This is a genomic window from Angustibacter speluncae, from assembly GCF_054777815.1.
This window is the reverse complement of record NZ_BAAHAF010000117.1, coordinates 26,461-37,311: the sequence shown is the minus strand read 5'-3', so window position 1 is coordinate 37,311 and position 10,851 is coordinate 26,461. Positions and strand designations below refer to the sequence as shown.

Here is a 10,851-nt window from a genome sequence, read left to right as displayed (position 1 = left end):
ACTGGCACACCGTGCACGGGGCGCGCCGGGAACGCCTGCGTCCCCTCGCGGGTTGGCATGGGTGCGAGCGAGGCGACCGGGACCGCCGGTCGCCGCGGCGGACGGAGGAGCTCATGGGACTGTTCGGGACCAAGCCGGTGACGGCCGAGACGGCGCTGCGCGGACGCGACGAGCCGGGGTTCGCGGTCCCGGCCCGGCACGAGGTGCTGGACGCCCCGCTGCAGGGCCCGTGGCCCGAGGGCACCGAGGTCCTCTACCTGGCGATGGGCTGCTTCTGGGGCGCCGAGGAGATCTACTGGCAGGAGCCGGGTGTGGTCTCGACCGCGGTCGGGTACATGGGCGGCTTCACGCCCAACCCCACCTACGAGGAGACCTGCACGACCCGCACCGGGCACGCCGAGACGGTGCTCGTCGCGTACGACCCCGCGGTGACCACGCCGGAGCGGCTGCTGCGGATCTTCTGGGAGCGGCACGACCCGACCCAGGGCGACCGGCAGGGCAACGACGTCGGCAGCCAGTACCGCTCGGCGGTCTACACGACCACGCCGGAGCAGGAGCAGGTGGCGCTCGACACCCGCGATGTCTACGGCAAGGCGCTCGCCGACGTGGGCGTCGGCCCGATCACCACCGAGGTGCGGCCGGCGTCCGAGGTGGGCACGTTCTGGTACGCCGAGCCCTACCACCAGCAGTACCTGCACAAGGTGCCGCACGGCTACCGCTGCCACGCGATCACCGGGGTGGCGTACCCGGCCTGATCGACCGCACAGGCCGGGCGGCCCGGGAGGCCTTGACGACTCCGCGCACCTGCCGGTCACGCCGCGCACGCCACGGCATGCGCGAGGTGGAGGCTGGGTGCGCGGAGTCGGTGCGCCGGGCTGGGCACGCGGGCCCACGCCGCCGCCATGGCGCGGGTGGTGGGATGGGCCGCATGGCGATGAGGGGTGGGGCCGTGGCCGGGCTGGTGCTCGGGACGGCGGTGCTGTCGGTGCTGGGGACGCTCGCGGGCGTCGTGGTGTGGAGCGAGGTGCGCGACTCGCTGTCGCCCGACACGGTCGACGAGGTGTGCGACGTGGACGGGACGCTGTCGGGCTTCCAGGGCTGGTGCGTGCAGCACCGCCGCCAGGCCGGTGGCCTCGTCCACGAGCAGCAGGACTGGGTGTACGTCGTCGGCGTGCAGGACGGCGCCGAGATCTCGCGGATCACGTACGCGCCCTGGCCGTTCGTCGACGCGGACGCCGAGCTCGACGTGCGGTTCGAGAGCGACCGGATCGTGCTGGTCGACGACGAGGGCGTCGAGGTCGCCTACCCGCAGGAGTACTACGCGCTGGACTGACGGCTGGCCGGAACCGGCTGCGCCCGCCGGACGTCGCAGGTGCATGGTCGCCCGTCGCACGCTGCTCACCTCCTCCGTCCTCCCGGTCGTCCTGCTCGCCGGGTGCGGCGTGACCTACGGGGACCAGCGCCTCCTGACGGTGGAGGAGGTGCCGTCGCTCACCCGCAGCGGGGGGTGCGGCGAGGCGTTCCTGTGGGCGGCCGACGAGGACGGGCGCACCGCGGTCGTCGTCGACGCCGACCTGCGCGACCGCTCGACCACCGACCCGACCACGCTCGAGGTGACGCTCCCCGACCCCGCCGTCGAGGTTGTCCTGGTCGACGGCGAGGACCTGACGGCGGGCTTCTGCACCGACCTGCCCACCAGCGAGGTGGAACGCGAGACCCCTGTCGTGGCAGGCGAGGTCGTGCTGCGGGTCGACCCGCCGGCGACCGGAAGCGGGCAGTTCGCCGAGGGCTCCTTCGAGGTCGTCGGCGCGGTCGCCGAGGACGGCCGGGTCGTGCCGGACACGCAGGCCACCACGGAGTACATCGGGTTCCGCGCGGGATGACGCGCGGGCACGACTGCGTGCAGGTCCGGCCGTCCGGGTGCCGTCAGGGGGCCGTCCGTGCGACCTGCCCGCGTTCGTGCCCACCGGCCACGGGCTCCTCGCCTAGGCTCCCCGACGTGACCGACCCCGCCCACGCCGAGCAGGCGGCGACCGCCGCGCTGCGCCGATGCACCGGCGGCCGGGTACCCGCCCCGACCGCCACCGACGTGGCCCCCCTGGCCGGCGGCGGCACCCGGACGACCTCGGTCTGGCAGGTCGACGACGACCTGTGGCGCACCGTCGTCGACACCGAGGACGGCCGGCACACCGTGGTCGAGGTGACCGACACCTCCGCGCCCGGTCGCGGTGCCCGCGGCTGGGACGAGGCGCACCGAGCTGCGACCGGCCCCGTCGCCGACCCGGACGCCTCGGTCGTGGCCGCGCTGGACGGGCGTCCGCCCGGCCGTGCGCTCGACGTCGCCGCCGGACGCGGCCGGCACAGCCTGTGGCTGGCCTCGCTCGGCTGGGACGTCACCGCGCTCGACTTCTCCCGGGCCGGCCTCGCGTCGCTCGACGCCGCCGCGGACGCCGCGGGCCTGCGGGTCACCACGACGCTCGGCGACGCGCGCGCGTTCGAGCCGCCCGCCGGGGCGCGCTACGACCTGGTGCTGCTGTCGTTCGTGCAGCTGCCCGAGGTGCTCGGCCGGGCACCGGGCTGGGTGGCGCCGGGCGGGCTGCTCGTCGTGGTCGGGCACGGACGCCGCAACCTGGACGAGGGCGTGGGTGGTCCGCAGGACCCGCGGCTGCTGCACGACCACGTCGACCTCGCCGCCCGCGTGACCGGCGCCCGGCTGCGGGTGCTGCGCGCCGCGCAGGTCGAGCGCGAGACCCCCGAGGGCACCGCGTTCGACGTCGTGGTGGTCGCCGAGAACCCCGCTGCCGCCGACTAGCTCGGCACGAGGCGGTAGAACCGCCAGAGGTCGTGCTCGATGTCGAGCACCTCGACCGAGGCGAAGCCGGCCTGCTCGGCGTACCCGCGCAGCACGTCCGGACGCATGACCGTGCCCGTGCCGACCGAGCCCTCGTGCGACATGCCGTCCGGCAGGCAGATGAGCACCGACCAGCCGTAGAGCAACCGCTCCAGCGCGTCCTGCTGCCCGGTGAACCGCTCGGGCGCCGCCTCGTCGACGACCAGCACCTCCCCGCCCGGCGCGAGCATCCGGCGGGCGGTCGCGAGGAAGCCGACCGGGTCGCCGAGGTCGTGCACGCACTCGAACGCCGTGACCAGGTCGTACCGGCCGTCGTGCTCGTCGGTCGGGTGCGCGACGTCGACGTGGTGGAACCGGACCCGGTCGTCGACCCCGCGCTCGCCGGCGTGCTCGCGCGCCGCCCGCACCGAGGCCTCGTCGACGTCGAACCCGTCGACCCGCGACCGCGGGTACGCCAGTGCCGTGCCGATCGAGGCCCAGCCCTCGCCGCACCCGAGGTCCGCCACCGCGGCGCCGGCACGCAGCCGCTCGTCGAGCCCGGGCACCGACGGCAGCCACTGCTCGCCGAGCGGGCCGAGGAAGAAGGGCCGGTTGCCGTCGGCCTGGGCCTCGCGCATGTCGGGGCCGAACGCCGTCCAGGGCACCCCGCCGCCGGAACGGAACGCCTCGGCGGTGTCGGGGACCCGCGCGGCGGCGGCCGTCATCAGCCGGGCGAGGGGCGTGCTGAAGGCGAGCGAGGTCGGGTCGACCAGCACGGCGGCGTGCTCGTCCGGCAGCCGGTAGCGACGGGCGTCCGGTGCGGCGTCGGCGTCGTCGACCTCGACGAAGCCGCTGACGCACTGCTGCTCGAGCCACTCGCGCGCGTACCGGACGTGGATGCCGCCGGCCGCGGCCAGGCCGGGCGGGTCGAGCGCGCCGTCCCGGTGCAGCACCTCGTAGAGCCCGAGCCGGCGGCCGAGCTCGACGGTGAGCAGGTCGATGGTGCCCAGCGCGGCCTCGAACAGCCGCTCCGCCAGCGCGTCGGTCTCCACCGGCCACATCGTCCGCTGCCGGTCCCCGACCCGCCAGGGCCGACGGGGCAGGGACTCACCCCTCGCCGGACGGTCCCGGCGGCGCTGCGGGCACCCGGTCGAACCAGGGCAGGAACCACTGCACGAGCGGTCCGATCACGAGCGCGAAGACGACGGTGCCGGGCCCGAAGACGCCGCCGAGGGCCCACCCGACCGCGACGACGACGACCTCGATCAGGGTGCGGGCCCGACGGATCGGCCAGCCGGTGCGGCGGTGCAGCCCGGTCATCAGGCCGTCGCGGGGCCCGGCGCCGAACCGGCTGCCGATGTAGGCGGCGGTCGCGAGCGCGTTCAGCACCACGCCCCCGACGAACAGCAGCACCCGCTCGACCCAGCGCGGGTCGCCGCCGTCGACGACGAGGTCGGGCAGCAGCCGCAGCGAGACGTCGACGACCGGGCCGATCACCAGGATGTTGCTGACGGTGCCCAGCCCCGGCTTCTCCCGCAGCGGGATCCACAGCAGGAGGACGACGACGCCGGACAGGACGGTGACGGTGCCGAACGACAACGAGGTGCGGCCGGCGACACCCTGGTGCAGCACGTCCCAGGGGATGTTGCCGAGCTCGCTGCGCAGCACCATCGCCATGCTGACGCCGAAGACGACCAGGCCGGCGTAGAGCTGGACGAGGCGGAGCGCGACGACCCCTGTCGGGCGGCGGCCTGGCTGGTTACGGTGCATGACGTGGCGAACCTACCGGCCGTGCAGATCAGTCCCGGCCTGTGGCGGCTGCGCCTGGTGGGCGACCTCGTCAACGGGTACCTGCTGCTCGACGACGACGGCTCCGCGACCCTGCTCGACACCGGGCTGTCCCGGTCGGCGCCCGCGGTGGCACGGGGCCTGCGGGCCGCCGGGGTCGCGCCGGAGCGGGTGACGAGCGTGCTGGTCTCGCACGTGCACCCCGACCACGTCGGTGCCTTGGCGGAGGTGCGCAGGCGCACCGGTGCGCAGGTGTCCGTGCACCCCGACGACGCCGACTGGCTGCGCCGCGGCGTCTCGCCCCCTGCCGACCAGCGCTTCCTGCTGGCGCGACTGGCGCGGCGGTTCGAGCGGGAGGACCGCGAGGAGTTCGCGCCGGTCGAGCCCGACCGCGAGCTGGTCGACGGCGAGCTGCTGCCGCACGGCGGCGGCCTGCGCGTCCTGCACACGCCGGGACACTCCCCCGGGCACGTGTCGTTCGTGCACGAGCCGAGTGGGACGCTCGTCACCGGCGACGCGCTGTTCCACCCGTTCGGCTGGCTGCGCTGGTCGGTGAAGCCGTTCTGCACCGACTTCGCCCTGGGCCAGCGGACGGCGCAGCGCTTCGCCGACCTCGACTACACCGCAGCGGCGTTCATGCACGGCCCGCACATCGCGTCCGGTGCGAAGCCGCGGGTCGACCGGCTGCTCGCGACGGCGGCGTCCGGCTGACCGCGCCCGCCGCGCTCAGCTGGCGAGGTAGGCGAGCAGGTCGGCGCGGGTGAGGACGCCGGCGGGCTTGCCGTCGACGACCACCATCACGGCGTCGGCCTTCTCGAGCTCGTGCCGCGCGGTGACGACCGACTCGCCCCCGCCGACGAGCGGCAGCGGCGGCGCCATGTGCTTCTCGACCGGGTCGGCGAGCCCGGCGGCGCCCGAGAACACGGCGTCGAGCAGGTCGCGCTCGCTCACCGAGCCGGCCACCTCGCCGGCCATCACCGGCGGCTCGGCCTTGACGACGGGCATCTGCGAGACGCCGTACTCGTGCAGGATCTCGATGGCGTCGCGCACCGTCTCGGTCGGGTGGGTGTGCACCAGCGACGGCAGGTCGCCGGTCTTGGCGCGCAGCACGTCGGCGACGGTCGCGGCGTCGGCGCCCTCGCGGGCGAAGCCGTACGAGGCCATCCAGCCGTCGTTGAAGATCTTGGTGAGGTAGCCGCGGCCCGAGTCGGGCAGCAGCACGACCAGCACGTCGTCCGGACCGAGCTCGCGGGCCACCTCGAGCGCCGCCACCACGGCCATGCCGCAGGAGCCGCCGACCAGCAGGCCCTCCTCGAGCGCGAGGCGGCGGGTCATCTCGAACGACGCGGCGTCGCTGACCGCGACGATGCGGTCGGGCACCGCGGGGTCGTAGGCGGTGGGCCAGAAGTCCTCGCCGACGCCCTCGACCAGGTACGGGCGCCCGGTGCCGCCGGAGTAGACCGAGCCCTCGGGGTCGGCGCCGACGACCACGACGGGGCCGGCCTCGCGCTGGGCCGCCTGCTCCTTGAGGTAGCGGCCGGTGCCGGTGATCGTCCCGCCGGTGCCGACGCCCGCGACGAAGTGCGTGACCCGGCCGTCGGTGTCGGCCCAGATCTCCGGGCCGGTGGTCTCGTAGTGGCTGGCCGGCCCGTTCGGGTTGGAGTACTGGTCGGGCTTCCAGGCGCCCGGGCGCTCGCGCACGAGCCGGTCGCTCACCGAGTAGTACGAGTCCGGGTGGTCGGGCGCGACGGCGGTGGGGCACACGACGACCTCGGCGCCGTACGCGCGCAGCACGTTCCGCTTGTCCTCGCTGACCTTGTCGGGGCACACGAAGACGCAGGAGTAGCCACGCTGCTGGGCGACCAGCGCGAGCCCGACGCCGGTGTTGCCCGAGGTCGGCTCGACGATCGTGCCGCCGGGCTGCAGCTGCCCCGACGCCTCGGCGGCGTCGACCATCTTCACGGCGATGCGGTCCTTCACCGACCCGCCGGGGTTCAGGTACTCCACCTTGGCCAGCACGGTGGCGCTGATGCCCTCGGTGACGGAGTTGAGCTTGACCAGCGGGGTGCCGCCGATGAGGTCCAGGACGGTGTTCGCGTAGCGCACCCGACCATCGTCCCAGATGCCGGACGGGCGCCGCACCACCCGTGGGGGTGCGGCGCCCGTGCGGGCGTGCGTCAGAGCGTGAGGCTCCAGGTGTCGATCGTGCCGGTGTCGCCGCGGGCGGCGTCGGTGACGCGCAGGCGCCACGTCCCGTTCAGCGGCTCGGACGTCAGCGTCACCGGGTAGGTGCCGACGACGTCGTCCGCGCTGCCGCCGGTGCGGTTGTGCAGCGTGTACACCCGGCCGGCCGGGCTCACCAGGTCGACCTTGAGGTCGCCGCGGTAGGTGTGCCGGATCGTCACCTCGACGTTCGTCGTGGCCGGCGTGCTGCCCGTCCGCCCCGAGACCGTGATCGGGCTCTCGACCGTCGCGAGGTCGCGGACGACGACGTCGGTGCCGTTGGTGTAGCGCTGGCCGGCGGGCGGCGGGTTCGTGGTGCCGCCGCAGTACTGCGCCGCCTTGCCGATCACCTCGTAGACGCAGTCGGAGGCGTCGAGGAAGTCGAGCACCGCCTCGCGGTTGCGCGCGGTCTCGCGGCCGATCACCTCGTCGGGCGGGTAGAAGCCGCCGCCGGACGCCGAGCCCGGGTACATCTCGAACGTGTAGGTGAAGATCTTCTCCGCACCCCACAGCCAGTCGTCGATCCCGCCGTCGGTGACGTAGAGGTCGCTGGCCTGCTGCGGCGCGTAGCCGTTGCTGGACGCCATCTCGCGGCCGAGCGCGGCGTGGGCGTCGCGGTCGTCCTGGGTGAGACCGGTGTCGGTGTCGGCGTACGTGTAGCCGTACGGCCACAGGATCAGCTCGGAGTAGGTGTGGAAGTCGATGTGGCTCCTGATCTGCTGCACGCCGTTCACCTTGCGCGACAGCACGAAGTCGGCGAGGGCGCGGGTCTCGGGCGCCGAGAACGCCGCCGTGCCGCGGTAGGTGTCGGACGAGGTGCTGCCGGACGAGCCGCCGCAGCAGCCCCAGCGGTAACCCCAGTTGCGGTTCAGGTCGGTGCCGACGTTCGAGGAGCCGGCGTTCGGCTGCCGGTTCTTGCGCCACGAGCGGTACGACCCGGTGGCGACGTCGTACTCGACGCCGTCCGGGTTGACCATGAACACGATCCAGATCTCGCGGCTGTCGACCAGGCCCTTCACGCGCGAGTCGCTCGCGTACCTCGAGGTGAGCTCGTTCAGCAGGTACAGGCACATCTCGACGGTGAGGTGCTCGCGCGCGTGCTGGTTGCAGGTGAACAGCACCTCGGGCTCGTTCTCGTCGGTCCCCACGTTGTCGCTGATCTTCGCCGTCCAGAGCTCGCGGCCCTCGTACGAGCGGCCCACCGAACGGCGGCTCACGATCGAGGGGTTCGCGCTCGCGACCGCCGCGAGCTCGGAGCTCATCTCGGCGTAGGTGTGGTACGCCGAGTCCTGCACCGGGAAGTCGTTCGTGCCCACCCGCCCGGACGTGCGCGGCACCTGGGTGACCGACTCGGCGTCGCTGACCGCGTAGCCCGCGGCACGGATCGCCTGCGCCTCCGCGGGTGTCGCGGTCACCAGCACCCGACCGTGGTCCTGGACGTCGACGAGCGCGGCGCCGGTGGCCGCGACGGCCGAGCGGGCGGCGCGGTCTCGGACGCCGTCGACCAGGTAGGTGGTCGTCGACGCCTCCACCGCCGCGGGTGCTGCCGACGGCTGCACCGCCTCGGACGGCACGACGGCCAGCAGCGGGAGCACGATCGCGGCCGCGGCGGCGGACCAGAGGGTGCGGGACGGGTGCCTCACGGCGACCTCCGAGGTCGTGGAACCGGACGGATCGCCCATCCTGGGCACGCCCGCGGCACCGCGTAAACCCTCGACGACCCTGCGACCGCAAGGGTTTTCCCTATCGCAGTGGGGCCGCCGTGGGCGGGTGGCTACCGTGGAGGGGTGTCGAGGACGGGGAGGGCGCGGCGCATCGCCGCGGCCGCGGCGTACGGGGGCGGCGGTCTGGGGCTGCTGGGCCTGGCCGGCGTGGGCGTGCTGGTCGGCGAGGCGCGCCTCGCGCGACGCCTGATCGGGCAGCCGTTCGGGCTCGAGGGGCTGCCCACCGACGGCGTCTACGGTCACGGCCCGGGCGAGCCGCTGGAGCTGGCGGTGCTCGGTGACTCCGGCGCCGCGGGCCTGGGCTGCACGACCGCCGAGGAGACGCCGTCGGCGATCCTGGCGACCGGGCTGGCCGCGGTGTCGGGACGTCCGGTGCGGCTGACGAACGTGTCGGTGGTCGGCGCGCTCTCGTCCGGGCTCGAGCCGCAGGTCGACCGCCTGCTCCTCGACGGCTACCGGCCCGACGCCGCCGTGGTCGTCATCGGCGCGAACGACGTGACCCACCGGGTGCGTCCCGGAGACGCCGTGCGCGAGCTCACCACCGCCGTCGAGCGCCTGCGCGAGGCCGGTGCCGAGGTCGTCGTCGGCACCTGCCCCGACCTCGGGACGCTCGAGCCCGTCGCCCAGCCCCTGCGCTCGCTCGGACGGCGGCTGTCGCGCCAGATGGCCGCGGCGCAGACGATCGCGGTCGTCGGCGCCGGTGGGCGCACCGTCTCGCTGGGCGACGTCCTCGGGCCCGAGTTCGCCGCCCGTCCGGGCGAGATGTTCAGCGCCGACCGGTTCCACCCGTCCCCGGCCGGGTACGCGCGGATGGCGTCGGTCCTGCTGCCGTCGGTGTGCGCCGCGCTCGGCCACTGGCCCGACGGCGGCGCCGAGCGCCCGCCCGAGACCGGGCGCGGCGAGGGCGTCACGTCGCTGGCCGAGGCCGCCGTGCAGGCGGCGTCCGACGCCGGCACCGAGGTGCGGCCGGCGCGCGTCGGCGGCGCCGTGCGCGGGCCGCTCGGACGCTGGGCGATGCTGCTGCGCCGACGTCGCACGCCGCTCGCGCTCGGACGTCCGGTCGTCAGCAAGAAGGACTGAACAGCAGGGGGAACCGCACCGCCCCGGTGTTGCCGGACACCGGCAGCCACTCCCCCGGGCCGTCGGGACGGGCGTCCGGCATCCGCCGGGCGAGCAGCGGCAGCGCGACGCTCATGTCGACGCGGGCGACGAAGTGGCCGAGGCAGTGGTGCACGCCACCGCCGAAACCGCTGTGCGGCGGGCGCTCTGCGGTGATGTCGAAGCCCGGGTCGCCCTCGACCGAGCGCGGGTCGGTGCCCGCGGCGTGCGAGAGCACCTGCACGATGCCGCCCTTCGGGACCCGGAGCCCGAAGAAGTCGACGTCGTCGACCGCCTCGCGCGTCACCCAGGTGACGGTCGGGTTGACCCGCATCACCTCCTCGACCGCGTTGGGGCCGAGCTCGGGACGCTCCGCGAGCAGCGCCCACTGGTCGGGGTGGCGCAGCAGCGTCTGCACGGCGAGCGTGATCTGGTTGCGGGTCGTCTCCATGCCCGCGAAGGCGAGGAAGACCAGCCCGACGCTGAGCTCGCGGGCGGTGAGGGTGTCGTCGTCCTCGTGCGCTCTGAGCAGGGTGGTGACGAGGTCGTCGCGGGGGTGGGCGCGGCGGTCGGCGACGACGGCGTCGACGTACCCGGTGAGCCCCTCGAGCGCCGCCTCGATGCGCGGCAGGTCGGCGCGCAGGTTGATGCCGAACGACTTCCCGAGGTCGTCGGCCCAGTGGGCCACCTGCTCCCACTCGTCCTCGGGCAGCCCGAGCAGCACGCAGAGGATGCGCGACGAGTAGGGCTCGGCGAACTCCTTCACGAGCTCGACCCGTCCGCGCGGCGCGAAGGCGTCGACGAGCTCGTCCGCCAGCGCCTGGAACCGCGGCCGCAGCGCCTCGATAGCCCGGCTGCGGAACGCCGGGCTCAGCAGCCGGCGCAGCCGCAGGTGGTCGTCCCCCTCCAGGCTGAGCAGCGTCTCCGCCCACCAGGTCGCGAACGGCCCGCCGTGCACGCCGTTCTGGGCGGGCCACCGGGCGTTGCCCTGCTGGAACCGGCGGTCGCGCAGCAGCGCGGTCCCCTGCTCGTACCGCAGCACCGCGTGCCCGTACGGCGTCCGGACGAACCAGTGGTCGTCGCGGGCCCGGTGCACGACGTCCGAGGTGACGTCGAACGCCGGGTCGGCCAGGTCGAGGAACGGCACGTCGCTCACAGGCCGCATCGTCCCCGACCGGGACGCGCGCA

At 74.6% G+C, this 10,851-nt stretch carries 11 protein-coding genes and 1 pseudogene; 6 read left to right on the top strand and 6 right to left on the bottom strand.

Annotated elements, in window-relative coordinates:
- The first annotated feature begins 113 nt into the window (after positions 1-113).
- From msrA to ACYVKY_RS14310, 4 genes are all read left to right on the top strand, one after another.
- On the top strand, positions 114-755 hold the full coding sequence (gene msrA / locus ACYVKY_RS14325) for a peptide-methionine (S)-S-oxide reductase (RefSeq protein ID WP_460435665.1): 642 nt from the start codon (positions 114-116) through the stop codon (positions 753-755).
- 173 nt (positions 756-928) lie between these two features.
- On the top strand, positions 929-1,333 hold the full coding sequence (locus ACYVKY_RS14320; RefSeq protein ID WP_460435664.1) for a hypothetical protein: 405 nt from the start codon (positions 929-931) through the stop codon (positions 1,331-1,333).
- Positions 1,334-1,376: 43 nt separating this feature from the next.
- Positions 1,377-1,883 (top strand): hypothetical protein, encoded by a 507-nt coding sequence (locus tag ACYVKY_RS14315; RefSeq protein ID WP_460435663.1) that lies wholly within the window; start codon positions 1,377-1,379, stop codon positions 1,881-1,883.
- A gap of 116 nt (positions 1,884-1,999) precedes the next feature.
- Positions 2,000-2,812, top strand: coding sequence for a class I SAM-dependent methyltransferase (locus tag ACYVKY_RS14310; protein WP_460435662.1), 813 nt, complete (start codon positions 2,000-2,002; stop codon positions 2,810-2,812).
- On the opposite strand, the gene ACYVKY_RS14305 is transcribed toward ACYVKY_RS14310, so the two are convergent.
- Both ACYVKY_RS14305 and yczE read right to left on the bottom strand, forming a co-directional pair.
- On the bottom strand, positions 2,809-3,891 hold the full coding sequence (locus ACYVKY_RS14305; RefSeq protein WP_460435661.1) for a class I SAM-dependent methyltransferase: 1,083 nt from the start codon (positions 3,889-3,891) through the stop codon (positions 2,809-2,811). The two genes, ACYVKY_RS14310 and ACYVKY_RS14305, sit on opposite strands and share 4 nt — an antisense overlap.
- A gap of 46 nt (positions 3,892-3,937) precedes the next feature.
- Positions 3,938-4,600 (bottom strand): YczE/YyaS/YitT family protein, encoded by a 663-nt coding sequence (gene yczE / locus ACYVKY_RS14300; RefSeq protein ID WP_460435660.1) that lies wholly within the window; start codon positions 4,598-4,600, stop codon positions 3,938-3,940.
- Positions 4,601-4,603: 3 nt separating this feature from the next.
- On the opposite strand from yczE, the gene ACYVKY_RS14295 reads away from it, so the two are divergent.
- Positions 4,604-5,329: an MBL fold metallo-hydrolase gene (locus ACYVKY_RS14295; RefSeq protein WP_460435659.1), complete on the top strand. Its 726-nt coding sequence runs from the start codon at positions 4,604-4,606 to the stop codon at positions 5,327-5,329.
- Between the two features lie 15 nt (positions 5,330-5,344).
- On the opposite strand, the gene ACYVKY_RS14290 is transcribed toward ACYVKY_RS14295, so the two are convergent.
- From ACYVKY_RS14290 to ACYVKY_RS14280, 3 genes and pseudogenes are all read right to left on the bottom strand, one after another.
- A complete protein-coding gene (locus ACYVKY_RS14290) occupies positions 5,345-6,724 on the bottom strand; it encodes a cystathionine beta-synthase (RefSeq protein WP_460435658.1) in 1,380 nt (459 codons plus the stop codon).
- A 71-nt stretch (positions 6,725-6,795) separates the two neighbouring features.
- On the bottom strand, positions 6,796-7,191 hold the full coding sequence (locus tag ACYVKY_RS14285) for a proprotein convertase P-domain-containing protein (RefSeq protein ID WP_460435698.1): 396 nt from the start codon (positions 7,189-7,191) through the stop codon (positions 6,796-6,798).
- Positions 7,165-8,523: pseudogene (locus tag ACYVKY_RS14280) on the bottom strand (M14 family metallopeptidase); the annotation flags it as partial. The gene ACYVKY_RS14285 and the pseudogene ACYVKY_RS14280, both read right to left, overlap by 27 nt.
- 105 nt (positions 8,524-8,628) lie before the next feature.
- On the opposite strand from ACYVKY_RS14280, the gene ACYVKY_RS14275 reads away from it, so the two are divergent.
- Positions 8,629-9,645, top strand: a complete 1,017-nt coding sequence (locus ACYVKY_RS14275; RefSeq protein ID WP_460435657.1) for an SGNH/GDSL hydrolase family protein — start codon at positions 8,629-8,631, stop codon at positions 9,643-9,645.
- On the opposite strand, the gene ACYVKY_RS14270 is transcribed toward ACYVKY_RS14275, so the two are convergent.
- Positions 9,629-10,828, bottom strand: coding sequence for a cytochrome P450 (locus tag ACYVKY_RS14270; protein WP_460435656.1), 1,200 nt, complete (start codon positions 10,826-10,828; stop codon positions 9,629-9,631). The two genes, ACYVKY_RS14275 and ACYVKY_RS14270, sit on opposite strands and share 17 nt — an antisense overlap.
- Positions 10,829-10,851: the final 23 nt, after the last annotated feature.